The following is a 24,068-nucleotide window of genomic DNA, read 5'->3' as shown; positions in this document are numbered from 1 at the left end:
TTTTGTTTTATGCATTACTCACAAGAATAGCTGAAGTAGGGCAAACTGCTACGCAGGCTCCACAACCGTTACACTCATCTAACTCGATTTTTGGTAGAGCAACACTGCCTGCTCTAAGTTGAAATTGAATGGCCATAGGTTCACACATGTCACCACAGCTTCGGCATTCAACATTTTGTTGCGCTAAGCATTTATCAGAGATACTTGCTTTTGCTTGCCAAGGTGTTTCTTCCTTGGGTTTAAAAATTGGTTCAGGACAAACGTCAGCACATTGATAACAAAAAGTGCATTCGTCTTTTGAATAGTCGACAGTAGGAAAACCACCATCGCCTACAATGATTATCTTAGTCTCACAATTTTCGATACATTTACCGCAACGAGTGCAGTCATCTGTAAAGCTTTCTAGGCTGTTAATCCAAGGCAATCGAATTTGGCTTGAATCTACTTTTCGCCTAGAAAATAGGCGTCGTCTCGATAGGTCTACCACTAAATGCCTACTAATGTTGCTAAGATGTTGTAATTGTAGATCATTGTTTTGTTAATATCTTGTCATTTATCCTCACAAGTAGTGTAGTTTTAGAAATATTTGTATAAATACCCCTTAAGGGCTAAATAGGATCCTATATTGTCTTAGATCAATAAATTACGAAGCGTTTGGTCACATATTGAATGGAGCTCTGTTTTTTGATGTGTGACAATAGGTTTCGGACAGCCACTTATATACCTTCAGGATTTTGATTTTGCTTATTAAACCAGTTTCATCTGTAACGAGTACAATAGCTAAATCATTGCTGTCCATACTGCTCCTTTCGGTTGCCACTACTGGTTTTGCTATCTTTACATTGGCGTCAAGTCTCAACGACGCAGAGGCGGTTAACGTGGCCGGCTCAATGCGTATGCAAAGCTATCGTTTAGCGCATGATATTCAAATAGAATCAGTTGATTATGATTCTCATATTCGTGAATTCGAAAGTTCTCTTTATTCCCCTTCAATGGCCAACTTGGTCAGTTGGGAAGTTCCTACAGACATCACCGAAGATTACTATTTAATTATTGGTCGTTGGCACGAGCTTAAACAGGTATTAAGCAGCGAAGATCGAAAGCACTATCTCGTATTAGTTGAAAACTTCGTTACTGAAATTGATGGCTTCGTTTTTAAGCTGCAAGAGTTCTCTGAAGATAAGTTGATAAAGTTGGCGTGGGCTGGTGGTATTGGCTTAGGTGGAATTCTCGTCATATCTCTTTTTGTTGTTCACTTTGTCCGTAAACAAGTTGTTAAGCCGTTACATGCACTCGTTGGCGCCAGTCAGCGAATCAAAAATAGTGATTTTGAAGTCGAGTTGAAGGTCACCAATAACAACGAACTGGGTATTTTGACCAAGACATTTAACTCAATGGCGAAAGACTTGGGTGCGCTCTATCGAAATCTTGAAGACGTTGTGGATGCTAAGACAATAGAGCTACAAAACGCTAACCAATCCCTACAGGCGTTGTATCACTCTTCACAAGAGCTGACCGTAACACGTATCGCCCCAGAGAACTTCCGAGCCATCCTGCAGCACCTCGTGAGCTTAGAAGGCATCGAATCGTTAAGGCTAGAGATTGTAGACAACTCAGGTCGTTCACTGATTATGGATGAAGGGTACGACTCGAACTTAGACTATGAAAAATTTGAAATGAAGCTGGATGATAATGAGCTTATCTTGGGCTATTTATATTGTTCATATCATCATGGCCATTCAACCAGGACGCTGATTGATAGTTTTATCCAACTCTTATCGCGAGCTATCTATTATAATCGTGCGCAAAAAAAAGCTGAGCAGCTTATTATTATGGAAGAGCGTGCAACAATTGCACGTGAACTGCATGATTCACTGGCTCAATCACTGTCGTATTTAAAAATCCAAGTGACATTGCTGAAGCGTGTGATTGGCAAACTGCCAGAGCAACAACACCGAGAGCAGTCGGAACAAATAGCGTCGGAAATCGGTAACGGTTTGGCTGATGCCTATACTCAGTTACGAGAGTTGCTCACAACCTTTAGGTTGACGATAAAAGAGGGTAACTTCGGAGAGGCTTTGAGCACCATGCTTGAAGAACTCAGCGAAAGAACAGAAGCGAAGATTAACCTAACCAATAATCTTTCATCGATTGAGCTTGATGCGCACAGTCAGGTTCACTTGCTTCAATTGATTCGTGAAGCAACAATAAACGCAATAAAACACGCCAATGCCGACTTGATAGATGTATGCTGTATCGATGAGGAAGGTGAAGTATTCGTCGTGATTAAGGATAATGGAGATGGCTTTGACCCAAGTAGTTCGAAGATGAACCACTACGGGATGAGCATTATGCAGGAGCGTGCGGCAAGACTGAATGGCGACTTAACGATTGAAGCGGCTCAAGGTGAAGGCTGTACAGTCATATTGAAATATAAAAGTTTGAAGGAAGTTAAAGTTGACGATTTGTAAAGTAATGCTGGTTGATGATCATCCATTGATGCGCAGAGGTATAAGCCAATTACTGAGCTTTGAAGATGAATTCGAAGTGATTGCAGAAGCAAGTAACGGTACTGAAGCGGTCGCTCTTGCCCATGAAGAAGAACCTGATTTGATCCTTTTGGATCTTAATATGAAAGGCATGTCTGGCCTTGATACGTTAAAGGCACTTCGTACTGATGGCTCAAGCGCTAACATCGTTATTCTAACGGTTTCTGACAGCCCTGCAGATATTGAAGCAATTGTAAAAGCGGGCGCTGATGGTTACTTGCTTAAAGACACTGAACCCGATGAACTCATCGAATTACTGAAACAAGCGCACCATGGCGACAAAGCCTACAGCAGTGTTGTATCTCGTTACTTAAATGATGCAGAGAGCCGCAACGACATCTTCGACCAACTGACTGAACGTGAAATGCAGATCCTTCAAGAAGTTGCAAAAGGCTACCGCAACAAGCAGATCGCAGACCATCTGTTCATTTCTGAATCGACAGTTAAGGTACATATGAAGAGTTTGCTGAAAAAGCTACAAGTTCCTTCACGTACTGCAGCAACGGTTCTGTACCTAGAACGCTATGGTGACATGAAGTAGGGCTTGTTCCTTTGAAATAAAACTATTTCAAGCCGTACTGTTGGTTGTAAATGTTAGGGGCAAATAACGTGAGCTTTTAACGACAGTTTCTCGTGATAACTTTTAATTTAGCATCAATAGCCTCTAATGATTTTGAACACGTGACATGAAAAAAGGCGCTGAACTTATTAAGTTCAGCGCCTTTTTGTTAGGGCATTTTATATCCAAATAATCATGTCTGTTTTACTGACAATTAAGCTGCCATTGGTACTAGAACAAGCGTACCGAAGATAACCGTGATAAGACCACAGATTACAGGGACAGAAGTACGTTTTACTACTTCAAATGGGCTGATCTTACCCATACCAGATGTCGCGACAATTACACCAGAGACTGGCGAGATGGTACGACCTAGGTTCGATGCTTGAAGCATTGGGATGATTAGGAACGCTGGGTTCAAGCCCATTTTCGCCGCAAGTGACGGAGCGAGTTCTACGAATGCATAGAACGGTGCGTTACCAGAACCTGTAGCGATAGCTGCTGCAACCGTTAGACCCGTTAGGATAAGCATTAACGCGATGCCGCCTGCGCCTGCCGATTCAGCAAGACCAATCAGGTTATCAATCGCACCAATAGACATTAGGCCTTGAGCAAATACGCCCGCCGCAACCAACAGCATTACCACGCCTTTGAATGCTTCTGCCATGCCTTGGTAGCAAGAGTCTAGATCTTCTAGCGTCTTTTCGCCGTCGAACTTCTTCACAACGTAATCGATGATTGCGCCCACGAAGATAGAGCCTACGACGATGGTGTAGATATCAAGTGAAAGGCCTGGAATCGTACGACCATTAAATAGGAATACACCGATGATAGGCAGGAATGGCAGTGCAGCGTAGAAAGCGGGTGCCGTTGTTTCAATGTCTGAAACGTCTACTTTTTCCATTGGTGTGTTTTCTTTCTTATCCAGATACTTGTTCCAGAAGAAAGCGGCAGCAGCCATCACGATGATTGCACAGATAGAAACAGGTAGTACCGTTTGAACGGCAAACACATCAAGAGACATGCCTGATTTTTCAGCTGCAATAACCACATCACCAGAGGTTGGTGAAAGAATGATTGCTGCAGGGGACGCACAAACTGCAACCGCTGCCGGGCGTGAAATACCCATTGCCGTCATCATTGGGAATAGGGTAGCCATCAATAGCACACCAAGGCCTGTTGCAGAACTTACTGCTAGAGACATTAGACACGCTACGATGTAAGCCGCAACAAGAAGAACGTATGGAGATTTGATAGCAGCAAGCGGTTTAGAGAATTGTTTCACTACCACGTTGTTTGCGCCGATGTGCGTCATGTAAGAAGCAAAGCCACAAAGAAGCATGATTTGCATGCCTAGGCCGCCTCCACGGTATTGAAGCATGTACTTAACAAATTCTAGTGAGTCGGTAACCATGTTACCTGTTGAAGCGACCTTAGCTGGTAAGACTGTGTGACCAATAAGGCCAGTAATAAGAAGTAGGGCAAGGCCAGCAGTTAGTAATACGCCTGCCGCTTTATAGCCTTTCACAATAAAGTAACCAACAGCGATAGTAATCACTAATCCGATCAAGAGCTCTAACATAGAAATCTCCACAAAGTTTAAAAAATATAAGAAAGTGTTTCAGAATATGACAATGAATGTACAGAAAACTGCACTGTGGCACGAGGCATAGTTGAGGTTGATATGATCTAAGACAAACATTTTTTTCGATGTTAATTGTGGTTGTAAATCGTGATTAACTACTGTTGTTTAGATGTTAATAAACAAATTTTGTAGCTCGTTAGAATATAACTTGGATCACCTTTGGTTGTTCTAGTTGCATATGTAGGCGTTGTTTTATAAATCGTGAGTGTTTTTTGTACTTTGGAAGGGAATGTGTAACGAAGTGGGTATTTATCGGAGTAAAGAGGTGAGAATCTTAGCTTTGACGATTACTTAGCTTTGATGCTTACTTACGTTTAACGCCTACTTATTTCCCTAAGTAAGCGTTAAAACACAAGCTGGCACTAAAATATAATTAGCGTTAAAAATAGAGAGTGAGCTTAGTTCATATCAACGTCAGGAATGTCATTTGAATACGTTGACAGCTCAGAGCAGGCTACCTTCTTACAAAAATGAATCATCCCATAACGCGTCACCAGTAAAAACTCTTCTCTATTCAATGGAATGTAAGGCATGGCGTCAGACGATAGTGTAGAACCTTCACTTATCATGACTTTTTCGTAAAACGACAACTCGCGATTCGGGATGATTTGCTGGTGTTGGTTCTCATCCAGTGAGATGTCGTGTTGAGTGACAGAGTAAGATCCTGATGACGTAAAACCGACTTGCTTGGTCGACAGGTATAATAGGTCATAACTGTCATTCTTCTTAAATTCGATGTTAATAGAAGACTGGTTATGAATCATATTATTGGACGGGTTAATAATTGATGCTGTACTTGCTAAATAATGCCCTTCAAGGTGTGATTTAGGAATAAAAGTAGAAATCCAGCCGACTAATACGCCAAGCAGTACCACAAAAATTGCTGTATTCGTTTTGTTATTCACAAGTCACTCCTTTAAATCCTGCTGGAAAGCTCAGAGATTTTCCTGAATTATCGATGATGATTTTTCGTCCCTTATATTCATAAAGCGTGACGTTGAATAACTCGTTAAAAGTGAATTCGTCGGATTCGATTTTACAAGAGATAAAATGCTGACCCACGAGGTCTTCGCCTAGGCTATTTCTATCTAAATAAGAAAACAAATAATGGGATAACCCTGCAGCCACTACAAATAATGCAACCAGCGCTACTACACTGTTTGTTTTTTTCGTCGCGGCTGTTGTCTCGGTTGTTGAATTTTCTGTCGCTATGCTATCTGTCGCTGTGTTGTCTTCAGGTTGATTCGTTTCTTGTTTGGGTTGCGATTGAATTTTACGCAGCGCGCGTTCTTTGTCTTGTGTCACTTGTCCTGCAAATCGGTAGCCTTTACCGCGCTCAGTGACGATGATCATCCCGCTCTTATCTTCTAACGCTTTTCGGCAAATCGAGATGGTCTGCATTAGGCTGCCATCTTCAACGTAGATACCTTTAGACACCCACACTTGTTCAATCAGAACTTGGCGAGTGATCACCTCATTGGGTCTCGAGATAAAAAACTTAAGCAGCTCTGACTCATTAGAACCTATTGGGTAGGTACGGCCCGTCTTAAAGTGATGGATTTCACTCTCTTCTAAATTGACCTGTATATCATCATTGATAATAAATTCAGCAGACATCTGGGTTCTCATTGTTATAAGCGTTCTAACCTAAATGTAACAAATCTTACAACAAACATAAACTTACTGATTTCATCGTCTTTGATATTTAAGTAACTGAATTTATGTTAATTATTAACCTAATTAGATTTCCTTATATACCTTTTTGAGGTTGTTTAATGCGGTTTCAGGTGCTTGCCGTTAGTAGCTATTGGATCATTAACGGGTGACGCTGATTTAGTGGGTGTGGGTTAACTGCTCAAATTTCTTACGTAGTTTTATCAACGTGTCATTCCAACTCTGTGTTGCCTTGCTCTCTACGAATAAAAGTCGAGCTTACCTCCGACTCAATTGGCAACTCAAATAACGATAAATCGCATGGCCACACCAGTTAAATGCGAAAGCTACGAAGGAGCTGTTTTGAAAGATTTCAATAAGCCATATATATGTGGACTAATTACGCTTGCCTTACTCGGCTGTCAGTCTGAAGACTCGACTCAAGAAGCCGTTTCGGTATTGGTTCCCTACAACATTAATGAATTACCAAAACCGAATGATGGTTATGGGTATGACGACGATGGAACAATATCGGGAGTCGGTGAAGACGTTGCCGCAATGTCATCGACCAATGATGCTTATTATCAGGACTACAACAATTCATACGCAGCCCTAGACGGCTGGGGACTTTGTGCGGAACCGATTTTAATTCCGCTACAAAGCGTAAATTCTGACAAACGTTATCCACTCAATAATGAAACCTTAGCCGGGAATGTTGTATTAATTGATGGAGTAACAGGTGAGGAAGTTGGCACTCAAATATCAGCCGATGGTTCCAATATTAAAATCCAATGTGAATCAGGCTTAGTCGAAAATCGTACTTATTCGGTTGTAGTAACGGATGGGGTAAAAACTGAATTTAATGAACCTTTAAAATCAGATGCCAGCTTTGATGAGTTGATTGATTCAGACGCTCCATTAAATAGTGAAAAAGAAGAAGTTCTTCAAGAGCAAGTATTGAGCGCTATTGATTCATATTATGCGTTATATCCAGATAAGGGTATTCCTGTATATGCCGCGCAATTTAAAACTCAGAGTTCTTATGCTCCCTTGGATGCGATGAAAAGAAACCATCTGCAATATGGTAGTTCATTCACCCAAGCAGAACCTGTAATTGTAGAGGAAAAGCGGGGATATAACCTGTATACAAGAGTGCTCAAAATTCCGTCTTACTTACCTTTTACAAAAGAGAGGGAGGCAGAATGTATCGTCGATGAGTTTGAACCGAAAGAAAATTGTCCACCACTTTATGAATGGATTACCAACACTTCTGGCAGTTTTCCAACTGCAGAGAATGCTATGCCTCAAAAAACGGAAGATCTTGAGCTTACGGCAGATATATATGTACCAAAAGAGTTCAACTGGAATACTTTTATAGAGTTACCTGTCGCTATTTTTATTCACGGTGTTACAGCAGAGCGAGGCACTGCTTCTTTAATGGCTGCGGAATATACGGAAAAAGGCTATGCCGTGGTTGCGATCGATATGCCTTATCACGGTGAGCGGATACGTTATGATTCAAGTCCTGAGCACGTGGAAATTAGTGCTCGAGCAAACAAAGCGTTCTTCATAAATATTGATTCCCCTTTAGCGCTTCGTTCTAATCTCCAGCAGTCTGTTTCTGACTTTTTGGGTCTTCGTTATGCGTTGAGTCAGGAAGGTTGGGTCGACAACGAAAACGTTCATTTAATTGGACAATCGCTGGGTGGAATTATGTCGGTAATGGTGAGTGAGTTTAGTCAAGCAAGCCCTGATTTTCACTCAGATACCAATACCAATTTTGAGTTTAACACGGTGAACTTTGTTGTTCCGGGGCAGGGGTTAACTAACTTGGTTCTGTCTTCTCAAACCTTAGGCCCTGAAATGTCTGAAGGTGTTAAGAAGTCTCCTGATGTTCAGCGTGGCATTGCTGAAACTGTCATACCAAATACATGCACAATAGAAGCAACGAATCAACAATGTATTGAGGCACTTAGAGAGTTTGTTGAACTTTCGTCCGATAACGCGCTGCTTGTCAGTCAGTTAGAGAACGACATCTTCGATTTGGTTGTGACAGACCTTAAACAAGGGGTTCAAGCAACAATTGATAGTGCAGACCCTGCTAGCTTCATCTCTCGTCAAGTTAAGGCTGAGCAACCGACTCTTTTGTTAGCTGCAGTTGGAGATTGCGGCGAAACCTGTGACGTTGGCGTTGATTACGTTCCTGATAGCGTAATTCCTAATACCGCGCCAGATAATATTCGAACTGGCACTGAGCCCTTAATTACGGCCCTTGGTTTAGACCCTATAACGGGTACAAAGCGTGATCAGATCGAACTCGGTGGAGTCATAAGAACGACAACCGGTGGACACGGTACGTATTTGTTTCCTTATGAAGGCCCCGTTGATGAAAGTGGCCTACCGGGTATGCCTGGCGAAAATATGTCAGATGTACGTGAAGCGGTGACAACCCAACAATTAGCTGTTGCTTCGATGGTGATGACTGACGGTTCGCTTGTTGTCATTAATAACGAAGACCATATCGAAACAGAGGTGTCTCAAGATGAAGAATAAACTTTTATTGGGCACCGCAGCTGCTCTCATTCCTTGTTTAACAAACGCCGCAGGATTCCAACTTAACGCGCAGTCTGCAACAGGGTTAGGTCGTGCATTCGCCGGTGATGCAGTGATGGCAGATAGCGCTGCGATTGTTGCTAAAAACAGTGCTGCGATGGCTTACATCGAGCAACCAACACTCTCTGTCGGCGCTATCTATATCGATAGTGGTATTGATGTGTCGAGTGTTAGCTACACACCAATGATTGGTGATACTGAAATGTTAGATGATCAATCATTAGACGCAGGGACACTAGTCCCAAGCATTCATTATGTTCACCCAATTCAAGATTCGAAATTTACCTTGGGCGCAACAGTCCATTCCAATTTCGGTACTGACGTTGAGTTTGATGAGTCGTTCGAAGCGGATGAGTTCGGAGGGAAAACAGCGCTTTCCAGTATCAATGTTGGTTTCGCTGTGGCTTACGAGTTGTCTGAAAAAATCAATTTGGGCGTAGGGCTAGATGTTATCTACGGTGAGGGTGAGATATACCGTCAAAACTTGTTAAATGTAGATGCAGACGGTTTCGGTCTAGGTGCAAATGTTGGTGCGACTTACCAAGTCAACGAACATAACAAGTTTGGTATTAGTTACCGTTACAGCCCAGATATCGAAGTGGAAGGTGACATTACCAAAGGCGGCGTCCCTGCCGATAAGATGAACGTACCTCTACCAGACACTCTAGAGTTTTCCGGTTGGCACCAGCTCAACGAACAGTGGGCTTTCCATTACAGCTTGCAGTGGGTGAACTGGTCTGAATTTGACTCGCTAACATCTGACTCTTATGACGACTCTATTAAAGATTATCAATGGAAAGATGCAGGACATGTTTCTGTCGGTGGTACATACACCATGTCAAAAGACATCGTTCTACGAGCGGGCTACATGTACGACATTTCCCCGACTGACGAACTCACATCGCTCTCTATTCCTGATGTTAACCGTCACTGGTTAACAGTCGGAGGGACGTATAACTTCACCGATGCCAGTTCTGTGGACGTTGGAGTCGGATTTATCATCGGAGAATCACAAGATATTGACGAAAACCTGACGACGATTCCAGGAACGAGTTCCAATATAACTGCTGATGTGACTGCCGATGCTCTCTTGCTTGGTGTTCAATATCAACATCGTTTTTAACTTTTACTTTGGAGTTCAGAACGTAAAAATTTAGGAATCATATAAAAATTGCAGGGCTCGACAGTGAGTTGAGCCCTTTTCTCATTATTAGCTGTTTTAGCATTATTTAAATAGCTGGAAGCTCATTAAGTAAGAAATAGCTGCTTAGAAAAACGTTTTAATTCAGACGAATTCAAACGGTTATGGTTATTAAAAATGAAATTTACAAAGCTTAGTAAAACAATCTGTTTGGCACTGTTTGCCTTACATATCTCTCCATCGTTTGCCCAAGACTCAAGCTTGATTCCTGTGACTATCGAAAAAGCGCACAAACAAGCATTCACATCTTCAATCAACGAGGTTGGCAAAATCAGGGCAACGGATTCTGCTGCATTGACATTCAGTGCCTCCGACAAAATTCTCAATATCCATTTCAAAGATGGAGATTCAGTTAAAAAAGGCGAGTTGATCGCTCAATTGGACAATACCAAAGCGAAAGCCGATCTAGACAAAGCAAGAAGCTCTCTAGCGCTAGCAAAGTCGAAATTAAAGCGAGTACAAGAATTACTAAAGAAACAGCCCGACTCTATGTCTCAACAAGATGTGGAAGAACTGGGAGAGCAGGCGAATCTAGCAGCAGCGGATTACCGACAGAAAGAAGCGCTGATGAATGACTATTTATTGGTAGCGCCATTTGATGGGCAATTAACCAACTTTACCCACTCAGTGGGCAGTAAAATTGATGGCGCAACCGCGTTGGTGAGTTTGATTAAACTCGATCCTGTCGAAGTTCAGTATTCCATTGGCCAGTCGGATTTAGGCAACGCAAAACTTGGGCAGAATGTCTCAATCCAAGTTGATGCTTTTGTCGATGAAGCGTTTTCTGGCGTGGTGGATTACATTGCCCCCGCGGTTGATGAGAGTTCAGGTCGCGTAGAAGTACACGCGCACGTGACCAATCCAGATCATCGCTTAGTTCCGGGTATGTTTGCCAAAGTAAGCCAAATGACGAGCGAAGACACGACTCAAATGGTGGTTTCTCAAAATTCCGTTCAAGCAAAAAATGCACAACGCTTTGTATGGATTGTGAATGGTGAAAAAATCGAGCAACGCATTGTTGAATTGGGTGTGAACACTAACGATGGGTACGTCGTTGTAGAAAACGGATTGAAACTGGGTGATCAGGTCGTAGTGACGGGACAACAGAACCTAAAGAAAGCGTCGTTGGTTAAGGTCATGAACCCAAATGCGGAGCAGAAAACGGTTGAGTTAATAACGGAGCCGGTAGATAAAGTGGTCACTAAGCAGACCGTTCAGCCCGAGGTAGAAGAGACCGAAACACAGATTGATGAAGCACATCCGGTTGAGCCTTCGGTTGATTGGACGGAAGCAACAAAAGGTGTAGACGAAGCCGTCAACGAAAATAGCGAGGGTGGGGAAACTAATGCGGCTGCTGAGCAATCATCGAGCGAAATCCAAAGCAAGGAAACTCATAGCAAGGAAACTTTAAGCAAGCAAACCCAAAGCAAGGAAGCCGTAACAAAGGAGAATCTGAATGAAGCTTCCTGAGATTTGTATCAAGCACCCTGTGTTTGCGTCTGTTCTGAGTATCACCATTGTTTTGCTTGGACTTTTGTCGTTTCAAAAGCTCTCAATCCAATACTTTCCTGAACATAAGACACCTTCAGCAACGGTCACTGCTGCGATCAATGGTGCCAGTGCTGAGTTCATGTCGCGCAATGTGGCAGATAAACTGATCACGGCGGCAACGGGCTTAGACAGCGTGAAAACCATGACGACCGACTGCCAGGAAGGAACGTGTAATCTAAAAATCATGTTTGAAGATGACATTAATGACGTCGAATACACGAGCTTGATGAACAACCTGCGTAGCAGTGTTGAAGCGATTGGTGATTTCCCTCCTAGTATGACGGATAAGCCAACGGTAACGGATGACTCTTCTGATACCAGCATGCCGAGTAACATCATCACGTTTGTGAATACCGGCAAGATGTCTAAGCAAGACATGTATGACTACATTAGCCAGCAAGTCGTGCCCCAGTTTAAGCACATACAAGGTGTGGGGGGGATTTGGGGGCCGTATGGTGGCAGTGAAAAAGCAGTTCGTGTGTGGTTACAACCTGATCGAATGATGGCGCTTAACATGAGTGCGTCAGACGTAGTCGGTACATTAAGCTCATACAACGCGACGTTTACCGCGGGTACTATCAAAGGTCAGGTGCGAGATTTCTCCATTAACCCAGTCAACCAAGTGACTAGTGTTGATGATGTGCGAGATTTGGTGGTTCGTGTCGATAACGGCAAGATCATTCGTGTCGGAGATATTGCTGAGGTCAAAATGGGCGAAGAGAGCCTTACGCCGAGTATTCTTCGTGTAGATGACAATTTAGCGATGTCGATTCAGGTACTGCCACTGAAAAGTGAAAACCCAGTGACGGTTGCCAATAAGGTTAAGAAGCAAATAGACGTGATTCAACCTCAGTTGCCTGAAGGCATTGAGATGAAGATGGTCTACAACCAAGCTGATTTCATTAAAACCGCAATTGACGAAGGCTTCATGACTTTAGTTGAAGCGATTGTTCTGGTTTCAGCGGTCGTGGTTTTGTTCCTTGGTTCTGTTCGTGTGGCTTCGATTCCGATCATTACCATCCCAGTGTGTGTGATAGGTGTATTTGCAGTCATGCATCTACTTGGGTTTAGTATCAACGTGCTGACTATCTTGGCCATCATTCTTGCAATTGGTTTAGTTGTCGATGATGCCATTGTTGTGGCTGAAAACTGTTACCGACATATCGAAGAGGGCGAAACCCCTTTTAATGCTGCAATCAAAGGGTGTCGAGAGATCGTTTTTCCTGTGATAGCGATGACGCTTACTTTAGCGGTCGTGTATCTACCGATTGGCCTGATGTCAGGCTTAACCGCTGATCTATTTAGACAATTTGCTTTCACGTTAGCTGCTGCAGTGATCATCTCAGGGTTTGTCGCTTTAACGCTCTCACCCATGATGTGTGCTTACTTAATGAAGCCAGTTACAAAGCCAGCAAGGTGGTACAAAAAAGTTGATGCGAAGCTGAATGTTCTGTCTGACTTGTACACCAAAGAACTGGGCAAATGGTTTGAGCGTAAAACACTGATGAGTAGTATTGCTTTGGTGTTGATTGCTCTGTCTGTTTTGGCGGTTTGGAAAATGCCTCAAGTGCTACTTCCAACCGAAGACACTGGTTTTGTCGAGGTGACTTCAACGCCACCAACAGGGGTAGGTCGTCAGTATCACCTAGACAACAACGAACAACTTAACAGTGTGTTCAAAGGTGATCGTTCGGTAGAGGCAAACTTGTCTTACATCGAAGGGACCCCGACTAATCACGTTTTATTGAAATCATGGGGCGAACGTGACCAGTCAGCTGATGAACTGGTTAACGAGTTTATCGCCAAAGCGAAAAGTTCGGTCTCTGCTTATGGCATGTCTTTCAAGGTTCGCTCGGCAGATAACTTAAGCATAGCGACCAATATGATCCTTGAGCTGACGACGGTTAACCGCGACACCTCGGTGCTGTCTGAAACCGCAAGTGAGGTCGTTGAGGCGCTTGAGGGTTATGAGGGCGTGACCAACATTAATAATTCGATGTTACGCGACCAATTACGTTATGACTTGTCGATTGACCGTAATGCGATTGTGTTGTCTGGTGTTGATTACAGTAACGTAACCAACGCGTTATCGACCTTCCTTGGTTCTGTGAAAGCGGCAGATTTGCAAGCCGATGACGGTTATACATACCCCATTCAAGTTCAAGTTAACCGAAAGGATCTCGGCGACTTTAAGGTTCTCGATAAGCTGTATGTGGATTCACAGTCGGGGCAAAGGCTTCCTTTGTCTCAGTTTGTATCAATCAAACAAGTGACATCGGAATCTAACTTTAAGACGTTCATGGGTAAAGACAGCGCTGAAATTACCGCAGATTTGATGCCCGGATACACGGCGAGTGATGTGAAAGCCTACATTGATGATACGGTTCCAAGCTTATTGAAACCGGCGCAGAGCTACGAATTCAATGGAATTGTAAAAGACTTAGTTGATTCAACAGCGGGCGCACAAGTGCTGTTCGTATTAGCGTTGATTTTCATCTTCTTGATATTGGCCGCGCAGTTTGAAAGCTTTGTCGACCCAATGATCATCTTGCTGACGGTGCCATTGTGTATCGTGGGTGCGATTTTGACACTGTCGGTATTTGGTCAAAGTCTCAATATTTATTCGAAGATCGGGCTACTGACATTGGTTGGCCTAGTGACCAAACACGGTATTTTGCTGGTGGAGTTTGCCAACGAGAAACGTAAATCTGGCGTGAGTGCAAAAGAAGCGGCGATCAGCAGTGCACGTTCAAGGCTGCGTCCTATCTTGATGACCTCACTGACGATGATCCTCGGTTCATTGCCATTGGCATTAGCAGATGGTCCGGGTTCATTAGGTCGAATCAATATTGGTTTAGTGTTGGTCGGAGGTTTGACTGCCGGAACCTTCTTCTCACTGTTCTTAGTGCCAGTGGCTTACGTTGGTATGGCGAATCTAAAACAGATGGACATACTGACTCGATTGAGAACGAAACCTGCATAACTCGCTATATAGATTGACGAGTCAATTGAAGTGAAAACTAAAAAGCGCCTACCATGACCATGGTGGGCGCGTTTGTATTTATTCTCTCAATTGCCATGAAAGGCTAAGAGAGTTTGTATCATTTAACATGGTACGAAACTGTCTAGAACGGTACAAAACAGTCTAGAACGGCGCAAAATCGTCATGTACCACGGTTGGTACCGTCCAACGATGATGTGCATCTATAGGCTCTAGTGCCGAATTGTGGTGTGGTATTTGTCCACGGTCGCCATACAACCACAATACCAAGTTTGAACGTTCACCACTTGTTATCGGCAGCGCCGCATGGGCAACGTTTCCTCGATGAATCATAGCGACACCGGGCGTGAATGTTGTTTGGTTCATCTTACCCGTAGCAGGGTCATAAAAGTTAAGTTCTGACCCTGAAAACTCTTCATCTGGCATATTTACGTTAATGTTGAGCGTGACAGAAGACGCATCAGTATGGAGACGTAAAGAGGTATCTTTGTTCGCTTGATACTGAATCGAGAACCCAAAAGTTTGTGTATCGTATCCCATGATTTCTGGGAACAATAAACGGGCGATAGGGCGCATGTAACTGTCGAGTAAATCTCTGTAAAACGCTTGGAAACTTGGCGCGGCTAAATAACCTTCAGAACGGCTGTCTAACATCGCTCCACCACGGTTAAGTACTATGCCATATGGTGGGCGCAGCGGAATTTGTGCGTTAGAGACCGCTTCCAAGTAATCACGCAACTCAGCGAGACGTTCAGCATCAAAGAACTGAAACTTAAATACTCCAGGAGAGATCTCTTCGAGCAAGTCTTTTACCGCGATTTCTTTCGTTGGATTTTGCCAAGCTTCTCTGACAGCTTCACGCAGGCGGGCATCTAACAGCGAATCATCGAAATCCAATTGGCTGCCTTCCGCACTTGCTTCCCATTCTTTCCAAGCCTCGCTGAACAAGCCCTTATTGTTGTCCCAAAATTGTTGTACAGAAGGAGCTCGTTGAAGCATCGCTTCTCGTGTCGGTAAATCGATGGCGCGTGCGCGCTCTAGTTGATTAGATAACATAATATGTTCGCTCCTTTTGTTTGCTTGCGACCAATCTATTACATCAAGGTTTGTAGATAAACGGGGCGCTGGACAAAACAGAATTAACTTTTTCTATATAATCAGATAGCGGCTTAGCGGTTCTGCTTAAGTCAATAAGCGGCAGGAATAGTTAGTGATGAACAAATTACGGAGTGATGGAGAAGCTTAGACGATCATGCAAATCCTTTTGCATGTTCGATGGGGGAAGTGTTATTTAGAAATCGTAGTTTAGATTCATTGAGCTGTAGATTTCGGCGTTACTTTGGTCTGACGCAACGGTGGTGTTGTAGATGTATTCTGTATCAAAAGTTAGCGCCAAATTGCCCATCAAGATGTTCTTTAGATAGCCTTTGAGGTTGTAATTGGTGTTCTCTTCACCGTAAGCCATGTTAGCCGTTGCCCCCATAGAAAACGTCTCTGTGAGCGTCAGAGAGCCATCAATATTGGCATTGACGATCAGTTCATAGTTCTCTTTGTTTGGAAACTCTTCATCAGATGACTGTCGCTTACTGATTCGGTAACCCGGACCGGCAGACCCTTGGAGTTTGATTCTTTCAGTATCATAAAAGTGGCGACCCAGTCCTGTAGCTGTTATGAATTGCTTACGATAAGTACCAAAGTGGTCGTGTTCAAAACGTGTTGTCGCGACCAAATAGGTGACTTCGTTCAGGTCATAGCTAATGCCATAGTTTGTGGTATAGCGATTAGTACCATCTTCGTCATTTTCAGCATCGGTATAGTAGGTATCGAACTGAATTCGCTGTCCCCAGTTCTCTTTTTTGTATCCAACAGAGATTCCAGAGTTGATCGACAAAGATGAGCTGGTGTTTTGCGAGTAGATAAACCCAAGCTTAATCAGGGTTGTAAAAGGAGATTCTTCAGCTTCTTCTTTTAACTCAGAAGCTTCGCTTAATACGACGTCGTCCTCGAGTACCACTTCTTCAACCTCTTCTCCAAATACGGGCATAGAGAACGCGATGAGAAATAAAGGCAGTTTTGCTCGGGAGCGTGTGTATGAAACTGTATTGGTTAATGGTAATGGTAATGGTAACGGTAATGGGCGCGTTGTTTGTGAGATAGTGTGTGTCGACATAATGGTTTGGTTTATAAAGTGATTTAACACGACGAACGTAAGGTTAGCCGTGAATAGTAGTCAATGATTGAATCGAAAATTGGATTGATTTAAGACGCGATAGGCAAAGGCGAGAAGATGGTTTTAATCGCAGAAAACCCGTTGCCTCGATGAGGGTTGAAATCTTCAATATGCACAAAGAATTCAAGTATCTCAGAGGGTTTATCATCTTCGATTAATAGGAACTCGAGTAATCCCTGTTCGACATGGCATGAAACAATGGCCTCACTCGAATAGTCAGCTAGAACCTGTTCAACATTGATTAAGACGCTGGTCTCAGGCAAGACGTTGAAAGCATCTTGCGCGCATTTAAGAATACAGCTGCACACATACTCACGATATAAGGTGTTGCTTTCAGAAAGAGGCATCGTTTCAAGCTTCACTTCGCCTTGGCACAATACCTTTTTCTCTTTAGGGATGACGTTGTGCTTATTAACCTGAATATTGACTTCTAATAGGTGCCCATTCTTATAGGTATTAAAGTTATGGTTTATCAGCTTGGTGTCGACTACAGCGGCGTTTATAGGGTTCTGCTGCGCTTCTGAAAGGGCAGAAAGCTTGGCGCCACTATCGTTGTTTAAAATGCCTTTCGACAACTGATTACCTTTGGCCCAATAGCTGTAGTGTTGAACCCAACTTACAAACTCAGTTTTGTATTGTTCGATGTCTTTTTCGGCCGCACGCTCAATATTGTTGGTGAGGGTGTACAACTTCGACTTGCTGCCCAGCAACATATCTAGCCAGTTAGGCTTGTACTCATCGAGTGCTTCCATGGCTTTGACTTTATGATCGAATCGGACCGTTGGCATTGCCGGCGCAGGTTCCATCGCAATCGACTCCCAATTCATTTTTGGGGTCGGAATGGTATGCACGGATTGGATTAAGTGGAGGTGCTGATTGAATAAGCTCACTTCGCTTACCGCGTCCTCAAGTTGTTTGGTATTCATCTACATTCCTGTCGACTGTTGTTCTTGTCATTTTGCGCTTAGTTTATGTTCAAAGTGCGCGAACAGTATTTAAATGAACGTGAATGATCTTTCGTGAGGTTGCTTGATATTGGTTTAGGAATATTTTGGGGAGAAAGCTAGGTTTATGATTGAAATAACAGCACAGAAACACAGAGAACAAGGCGCTCTCTGTGCTGGTTAATTTGCTATTATAGAAACTCGCTGATGGGTATTATCTTTGGCGTTTTGCGACCAAAGTAAATCGGTAATCGTTAGACGTGAAGTAGTTTCGGCTGTATTCAAATACCGTGTTATTGGCGAGGTAACCGCGAGTACGTTTTTCAATGATAGGCTGAGCTGGGTCAATACCTAACTGTTTAGCAACGTCTTCAGGCGGAAGAATCGGTACCAATTCCTGCTCACTTCTATCAATCACCATGCCTTTGGTGTTCTCAATAAAGTCGTACTTTGATGTCTGCATCACTTGATAGGTGAGATCTGGGAATAGGGCAACAGGTAACCAAGTTTCTTCAACCGTGATTGGATTGTTGTCTATGAAACGAACACGCTTTACGTAGAAAACCAATTCGCCTTCTTTGATATCTAAATGCTCAGACATCGCCAAAGAACACGGCTTCATTTCAAAGGCCAGAACGTCACTGTGTGTAACCACATCCAAATGCGCCCACTTTTCTTGAAAGCTCGATTGTTTGTAAATGTCGTAATTGATTTTGTTCTCTTTAACGTAAGTGCCGCTGCCTTGAACGCTTTCAAGCTCATCGTTTTCGATCAGTAGTTTCAGTGCTTGTCTAACCGTTACACGGCTTACTGAGAATACTTCACGCAATTGCGCTTCTGTTGGGAGTGCTTCTCCAACCTTGTATTCTCCAGAACTGATCTTTTCTCTTATTGCATCGGCGATTTGGCGATACATAGGGAGTCTTGCCATTTTTGCCTCATTTGTGCGCTAGGACAACTAGACTTTGATTAACAACCTGTACCTTAAATACGTAAATTTGCTCTATATAAGCCTTGCTTTAAAGGTTAGTGTGAGCGTCGTATCTGCGTTTTGTAGTACATATAATACAAATTAAACGATACATAACAAGCTTTCTTAAAGGATTTACCAATACGATTTAAATACAAATTAAATACAAATATGTATTGATGAGATCGTGATCACGGATTAAATGTCTTGAAGTTGTATTATTCTTCTCGTCGACAGGGACGACTGTCGTACTAATCCGTGACTATGGGACAAAGGTTATGAAACTTACTACTCTAACGAATAAGTCGCTCGTAAATCTGCAAACTACGTTTAGCAGTCGAGAAGAAGCGATTTACGCACTTGCTGACCAACTGGATCAGCAAGGCAAACTGCATAACAAGCAAGAGTATCTTGATGCAGTATTTGCTCGTGAAGAGCAAGGCCCGACAGCGCTTGGCGAAGGCCTAGCAGTACCGCATGGCAAGACTGACGCGGTTAAAGAAGCTGGCTTCGCTGTAGCAACGCTTAAAGAAGACATGAAATGGAAAGGCTTGGATGAAGACGAAGATGTGAATCTTATCTTCCTAATTGCGATTCCAAATGCAGAAGCGGGTTCTACCCACATGCATCTGCTTACCGCACTGACAACTACATTGGTTGACGACGATGTTCGCGAAGCGGTATTAAAAGCGACAACGGCTGAAGAAATCTTTGCGCTTCTTGATGGCGACAATCAACAAGAAGAAAAACAAGACAACTTAGATACAAATGCACCGACAATTGTATGTGTTACTGCTTGCCCTGCAGGCATTGCTCATACCTATATGGCGGCAGAATATCTTGAAAAGGCGGGCAAAAAGCTTGGCTATAATGTGCATGTTGAAAAACAAGGCGCAAACGGTATTGAAGATCGCTTAACTGCGGAACAACTTAATAATGCTGTAGCGTGTGTGTTTGCTGCTGAAGTTGCGATTAAAGAATCTGAGCGCTTTAATGGCATTCCTCGTGTTGAAACCCCCGTTGCAGAACCGATTAAGCACGGTGAACGCATTCTTAATGAAGCGATTGAAGAGTCGAAAAAAGGTAATGGTGCAGAACGTAAAGTTGCTACCGATGACAAACCGAAGAAACTGCCGTTGAAAACTGAGCTTAAACAAGCACTGCTTTCTGGTATTTCTTACGTGGTTCCTCTTATCGTTGCTGGTGGTACTGTTCTTGCGGTTGCTGTTCTTATCGCGCAAATTTTTGACCTGCAAGAGCTCTACGCAACAAAAGATTCTTGGCTATGGATGTATCGCAAACTAGGTGGCGGCCTACTGGGTACGTTGATGGTGCCAGTACTGGCGGCTTACACAGCTTACTCATTAGCAGATAAACCGGCACTGGGTCCTGGTTTTGCCGCGGGTATTGCAGCAAACATCATTGGTTCAGGTTTCCTTGGTGGTGTCGTTGGGGGTTTGATTGCTGGTTACGTGATGCGTTGGGTAAAAGAGCATGTTCGCTTAGGCCCTGCGTTTAACGGCTTCCTTACTTTCTACCTTTATCCGGTGATCGGTACTTTAGTGGCAGGTAGCTTGATGCTATTTGTTATCGGTAAACCTGTAGCGTTCCTAAACCAAGGTCTAACGGACTGGTTGAACGGTATGTCAGGCACCAATGCGCTGTTATTGGGTGCGATTCTTGGTCTGTTTGTATCATTCGACTTAGGTGGTCCGGTAAACAAAGCCGCTTACGCATTCTGTTTAGGTGCAATGGCGAACGGTGTTTATGGCCCATACGCAATCTTTGGTTCAGTAAAAATGGTATCAGCGTTCACCGTAACGGCTTCAACCATGATTGCTCCACGCCTATTCAAAGACTTTGAGATTGAAACCGGTAAATCTACATGGCTACTTGGCCTAGCGGGTATTACCGAAGGTGCAATCCCAATGGCGATTGAAGATCCAATCCGTGTAATCGGCTCATTCTTACTAGGATCAGTGGTTACAGGTGCGATGGTTGGCGCGGCAGGTATTGGTCTATCGACTCCGGGCGCAGGTATCTTCTCTATCTTCTTGTTACACGATTCTGGTTTGGGCGCATTCTCTGCTGCGGCAATCTGGTTCGGTGCTGCGATTGTCGGCACAGTAATTTCAACCATTACTCTTCTGATGTGGCGTGGTCACGCTGTAAAAAAGGGTAAGTTTGAAGCAAGTACTGCAACACAGAACTAACTGAATTTTGAGTTAGCTCCTAACTCACTGCGAAATCAATATATAAAAAATAACAAACAACTGGCTGTCCTAAATACCTGTGCTCCTAACGGTTTTATTCACACAGATTCTGGGCGTGGTTTTCTGCACCCTAAATTTAGTGGCAGCCAATTTTAACCCCTTGAAAAACTTTAATTTAGTCGTATTTGGGTTCGAACTTTAGTTTTACTCGAAGCGACACATTTAGGTAAATGATTATGACTACATCACGCGTACATATTACTCCACACATGCACTGGGATCGTGAATGGTATTTCACAACAGAAGAATCTCGCATTCTTCTTGTGAACAACATGGAAGAAATCATGAACCGTCTGGAGAGTGATCCAGAATACAAATACTACGTTCTAGATGGTCAAACAGCCGTTCTAGAAGACTACTTTGCGATCAAACCAGAGAACACAGAACGCGTAAAAGCATTGGTTGAAGCGGGCAAGCTTATTATTGGCCCTTGGTATTCTCAAACCGACACAATGCAAGTTTCTGGTGAGTCAATTGTACGTAACATGATGTATGGCATTCGCGACTGTATGAAATTTGGCGATGCAATGAAGATCGGTTACCTACCAGATTCATTCAGCATGAGCTCACAGCTGCCGATGATCTACAACGGTTTCGACATCACGCGTGCAATGTTCTGGCGTGGTTGTTCAGAACGTCATGGCACGAATAAAACAGAATTCTTATGGCAATCAAACGACGGCAGTGAAGTTACGGCACAAGTGCTTCCGCTAGGTTACGCAATTGGCAAATACCTTCCACAAGACGAAGAAGGCTTGCGTGCTCGTTTAGATAAGTACTTCCCAGTGCTAGAAAAACCATCGGTAACGAAAGACATTTTGCTGCCGAATGGCCATGACCAAATGCCGATTCAAAAAGACATCTTTGAAGTAATGGACAAACTTCGCGAAATCTACCCAGATCGCGAATTCTCAATGAGTCGCTTTGAAGAAGTATTCGAAAAAGTAGAAGCAGCACGCGACCAACTCGACACAATTAAAGGCGAATTCAACGACGGTAAATACATGCGTGTTCACCGTACTATTTCGTCTACGCGTATGGACATCAAACTGATCCACGCTGAAATCGAAAACAAGATTGTAAATATCTTAGAACCGCTAGCATCTATCGCTTGGACATTAGGCTTTGAATACCACCACGGTTTGATTGAGAAAATGTGGAAAGAGAGCATGAAGAACCACGCTCATGACTCGATTGGCTGCTGCTGTTCTGACAAGGTTCACGCTGAGATCCTTAACCGTTACATCCTTGCGGACGACATGGCGACCAACCTGATTCATTTCTACAAGCGTAAGATTGTTGACCACATGCCGGATCGCGAAGGTTGCGACAAACTGGCGATGTTTAACCTTTCTCCATACGAGCGTGAAGAAGTGGTGAACACAACCATTACTATCCGTGCTCAAGAATTCTCAATCTTTGATGAAAACGAAAACCCAGTTGAGTACTTCATCCAAGACAAGCGCCAAATTGACCCGGGTAAAGTAGACCGCCAAATCGTTCACTACGGTAACTACGACCCGTTCATGGAGTTTGATATTCAAATCAAACGTAGTGTTCCAGCAATGGGCTTCACCACGTTACACATCCAAGGTAACGAGAAGGGTGCAGTAAAAGTTGCAGAACAAAAAGACTACTTACTAGAGAACGAGTACTACCGAATCAATGTAAACGACAACGGTACTCTGACTATTTTCGATAAAGAGACAGAGCAAGTATTCGACCAAGTCCTTCGTTTAGAAGACGGTTCTGATGACGGCGATGAGTACGATTACTCTCCATCTCGTCAAGAGTGGTTACTGTACTCAGATGAATTCCCAGTCGAAACATCGATTGATCACCAAGGCTTCCAATCGGTAGCGAACATCGCTTTCCGCATGAACGTGCCTGCCAACCTTACAGAGCGTGAAGAACGTACGGGTCAAAACGGATTCGTTGAAGCGCAATGCCAAGTGGTACTGAAGCAAGGTTCTCGCCGCATTGAAGTACGTATGGAACTAGACAACCAAGCCGACGACCACCGTGTACGTGTCTTAGTACCAACGCCATTCGTTTCTGAAACTGTGGTTGCGGATAACCAGTTCGGTTGTATTACTCGACCAACCAATGACCCAGCAATGGCGGTTTGGGAAGAAGAAAAGTGGAAAGAAGCGCCAGTTCCTGTGTATCAGTTAATGAACTTCGCAGCGCTAGAAAACGGCAAAGCGGGTATGGCGATTATGTCGAATGGTCTGCGTGAATTTGAAGTGATTGCATCTCAAGGTGACGAAAACCGAGATACCTTCGCACTGACACTATTCCGCGGTATCGGCGTGTTAGGTAAAGAAGAACTATTGCTTCGTCCGGGTCGTCCTTCAGGTATCAAGATCCCGACCCCTGATTCACAAGTGCGCGGCAAGCTAGTGTGTGAATTCACGCTGTGTGGCTTCTCTGGCAACCATATTGACGCGAACGTCATGGCGCAAGCACGTGACAATGTCACTCAAATCGAATGCTACAACAAGATCCCTTACAACGCGATGAAGCTAAACGTAGGTGAGCAAAACCTACCGATGAGTTTTAGCCTTTTGTCTAAGCAACAATCAGGCGCTGTGCTGAGTGTGCTGAAGAAAGCGGAAGATGAAGATGCGTTGGTCATGCGGGTCTACAACCCAGCAGAAACGGGTTCAGTATCGGATTCAATCTCTTTCACTCAAGCGGTTTCAAGCTGGAAAGAGACGAGCATGGACGAGCGCGTTCGTGAAGGTGATGTAGCAACTGAAACCTTTGGTGAGTTGTCTTTTGGCGACTTATCTTTTGGTGAATTGGCATCTTGCCAAGCGAAAACATTCCAAATCAAATTCTAATTTCAATCACCCGCTCACCTTGATGGGCGGGAA

The 24,068-nt window shown here is 43.6% G+C and carries 16 protein-coding genes; 8 read left to right on the top strand and 8 right to left on the bottom strand.

Translation table 11 applies throughout. From position 1 onward, the window contains the following. Positions 1 to 7 precede the first annotated feature (7 nt). A complete protein-coding gene (gene napF / locus AACT19_RS14000; protein WP_017078318.1) occupies positions 8 to 487 on the bottom strand; it encodes a ferredoxin-type protein NapF in 480 nt (159 codons plus the stop codon). A 253-nt stretch (positions 488 to 740) separates the two neighbouring features. On the opposite strand from napF, the gene narQ reads away from it, so the two are divergent. Continuing rightward, entirely contained in the window at positions 741 to 2,471 is a 1,731-nt protein-coding gene (gene narQ / locus AACT19_RS13995) for a nitrate/nitrite two-component system sensor histidine kinase NarQ (protein WP_017082100.1), read from the top strand. Continuing rightward, positions 2,458 to 3,090, top strand: a complete 633-nt coding sequence (locus AACT19_RS13990; protein WP_004731316.1) for a response regulator — start codon at positions 2,458 to 2,460, stop codon at positions 3,088 to 3,090. The genes narQ and AACT19_RS13990 overlap by 14 nt, the downstream gene beginning before the upstream one ends. 232 nt (positions 3,091 to 3,322) lie before the next feature. On the opposite strand, the gene dcuC is transcribed toward AACT19_RS13990, so the two are convergent. The 3 genes from dcuC to AACT19_RS13975 form a co-directional block, all read right to left on the bottom strand. Continuing rightward, positions 3,323 to 4,690: an anaerobic C4-dicarboxylate transporter DcuC gene (gene dcuC / locus AACT19_RS13985; RefSeq protein WP_016785306.1), complete on the bottom strand. Its 1,368-nt coding sequence runs from the start codon at positions 4,688 to 4,690 to the stop codon at positions 3,323 to 3,325. 461 nt (positions 4,691 to 5,151) lie between these two features. Next, positions 5,152 to 5,658: a hypothetical protein gene (locus AACT19_RS13980; RefSeq protein WP_076646808.1), complete on the bottom strand. Its 507-nt coding sequence runs from the start codon at positions 5,656 to 5,658 to the stop codon at positions 5,152 to 5,154. Then, positions 5,651 to 6,370: a winged helix-turn-helix domain-containing protein gene (locus AACT19_RS13975; RefSeq protein WP_065682454.1), complete on the bottom strand. Its 720-nt coding sequence runs from the start codon at positions 6,368 to 6,370 to the stop codon at positions 5,651 to 5,653. Before AACT19_RS13975 ends, AACT19_RS13980 begins: the two co-directional genes overlap by 8 nt. Positions 6,371 to 6,727: 357 nt before the next feature. Here AACT19_RS13975 and AACT19_RS13970 point away from each other — a divergent pair, with 357 nt between their 5' ends. The 4 genes from AACT19_RS13970 to AACT19_RS13955 all read left to right on the top strand — a co-directional run bounded on the left by AACT19_RS13970 (position 6,728) and on the right by AACT19_RS13955 (position 14,754). Beyond that, positions 6,728 to 8,959: a lipase gene (locus tag AACT19_RS13970; protein ID WP_076646806.1), complete on the top strand. Its 2,232-nt coding sequence runs from the start codon at positions 6,728 to 6,730 to the stop codon at positions 8,957 to 8,959. Continuing rightward, positions 8,949 to 10,142 (top strand): outer membrane protein transport protein, encoded by a 1,194-nt coding sequence (locus AACT19_RS13965; protein WP_076646804.1) that lies wholly within the window; start codon positions 8,949 to 8,951, stop codon positions 10,140 to 10,142. Before AACT19_RS13970 ends, AACT19_RS13965 begins: the two co-directional genes overlap by 11 nt. Before the next feature lie 195 nt (positions 10,143 to 10,337). After that, the gene (locus tag AACT19_RS13960) at positions 10,338 to 11,690 is read left to right on the top strand and encodes an efflux RND transporter periplasmic adaptor subunit (protein ID WP_076646802.1); all 1,353 of its coding nucleotides are present in this window, start codon (positions 10,338 to 10,340) and stop codon (positions 11,688 to 11,690) included. After that, the gene (locus AACT19_RS13955; protein ID WP_076646800.1) at positions 11,677 to 14,754 is read left to right on the top strand and encodes an efflux RND transporter permease subunit; all 3,078 of its coding nucleotides are present in this window, start codon (positions 11,677 to 11,679) and stop codon (positions 14,752 to 14,754) included. The genes AACT19_RS13960 and AACT19_RS13955 overlap by 14 nt, the downstream gene beginning before the upstream one ends. Positions 14,755 to 14,916: 162 nt before the next feature. Here AACT19_RS13955 and AACT19_RS13950 read toward each other — a convergent pair whose 3' ends face one another. The 4 genes from AACT19_RS13950 to AACT19_RS13935 form a co-directional block, all read right to left on the bottom strand. Beyond that, on the bottom strand, positions 14,917 to 15,828 hold the full coding sequence (locus AACT19_RS13950) for a 2OG-Fe(II) oxygenase (RefSeq protein ID WP_076646798.1): 912 nt from the start codon (positions 15,826 to 15,828) through the stop codon (positions 14,917 to 14,919). A 235-nt stretch (positions 15,829 to 16,063) separates the two neighbouring features. After that, a complete protein-coding gene (locus AACT19_RS13945) occupies positions 16,064 to 16,816 on the bottom strand; it encodes a DUF481 domain-containing protein (protein ID WP_076646796.1) in 753 nt (250 codons plus the stop codon). A gap of 215 nt (positions 16,817 to 17,031) precedes the next feature. Further along, positions 17,032 to 17,928 carry a hypothetical protein gene (locus tag AACT19_RS13940; protein WP_076646794.1) on the bottom strand — a complete coding sequence of 299 codons (897 nt, stop codon included), beginning with the start codon at positions 17,926 to 17,928 and terminating at the stop codon, positions 17,032 to 17,034. A gap of 232 nt (positions 17,929 to 18,160) precedes the next feature. Beyond that, positions 18,161 to 18,877, bottom strand: a complete 717-nt coding sequence (locus AACT19_RS13935; RefSeq protein ID WP_076646792.1) for a GntR family transcriptional regulator — start codon at positions 18,875 to 18,877, stop codon at positions 18,161 to 18,163. A gap of 317 nt (positions 18,878 to 19,194) precedes the next feature. Between AACT19_RS13935 and mngA the strand changes: the two genes are divergently transcribed. Continuing rightward, positions 19,195 to 21,129: a PTS 2-O-a-mannosyl-D-glycerate transporter subunit IIABC gene (mngA, locus tag AACT19_RS13930; protein WP_076646790.1), complete on the top strand. Its 1,935-nt coding sequence runs from the start codon at positions 19,195 to 19,197 to the stop codon at positions 21,127 to 21,129. A gap of 236 nt (positions 21,130 to 21,365) precedes the next feature. Continuing rightward, positions 21,366 to 24,035, top strand: a complete 2,670-nt coding sequence (gene mngB / locus AACT19_RS13925; protein WP_076646788.1) for a mannosylglycerate hydrolase — start codon at positions 21,366 to 21,368, stop codon at positions 24,033 to 24,035. Positions 24,036 to 24,068: the final 33 nt, after the last annotated feature.

Origin of the sequence: Vibrio sp. 10N.222.47.A9 (genome assembly GCF_963872585.1) — a bacterium.
Lineage (GTDB): Bacteria > Pseudomonadota > Gammaproteobacteria > Enterobacterales > Vibrionaceae > Vibrio > Vibrio splendidus.
This window is presented reverse-complemented; position numbering and strand designations above follow the sequence as displayed.

Coding starts and splice junctions, on each gene's coding strand:
- dcuC (WP_016785306.1), bottom strand. CDS start 4,690: ATGTTAGAGCTCTTGATCGGATTAGTGATTACTATCGCTGTTGGTTAC.
- AACT19_RS13975 (WP_065682454.1), bottom strand. CDS start 6,370: ATGTCTGCTGAATTTATTATCAATGATGATATACAGGTCAATTTAGAA.
- AACT19_RS13970 (WP_076646806.1), top strand. CDS start 6,728: ATGGCCACACCAGTTAAATGCGAAAGCTACGAAGGAGCTGTTTTGAAA.
- AACT19_RS13965 (WP_076646804.1), top strand. CDS start 8,949: ATGAAGAATAAACTTTTATTGGGCACCGCAGCTGCTCTCATTCCTTGT.
- AACT19_RS13960 (WP_076646802.1), top strand. CDS start 10,338: ATGAAATTTACAAAGCTTAGTAAAACAATCTGTTTGGCACTGTTTGCC.
- AACT19_RS13955 (WP_076646800.1), top strand. CDS start 11,677: ATGAAGCTTCCTGAGATTTGTATCAAGCACCCTGTGTTTGCGTCTGTT.
- AACT19_RS13950 (WP_076646798.1), bottom strand. CDS start 15,828: ATGTTATCTAATCAACTAGAGCGCGCACGCGCCATCGATTTACCGACA.
- AACT19_RS13945 (WP_076646796.1), bottom strand. CDS start 16,816: ATGCCCGTATTTGGAGAAGAGGTTGAAGAAGTGGTACTCGAGGACGAC.
- AACT19_RS13940 (WP_076646794.1), bottom strand. CDS start 17,928: ATGAATACCAAACAACTTGAGGACGCGGTAAGCGAAGTGAGCTTATTC.
- AACT19_RS13935 (WP_076646792.1), bottom strand. CDS start 18,877: ATGGCAAGACTCCCTATGTATCGCCAAATCGCCGATGCAATAAGAGAA.
- mngA (WP_076646790.1), top strand. CDS start 19,195: ATGAAACTTACTACTCTAACGAATAAGTCGCTCGTAAATCTGCAAACT.
- mngB (WP_076646788.1), top strand. CDS start 21,366: ATGACTACATCACGCGTACATATTACTCCACACATGCACTGGGATCGT.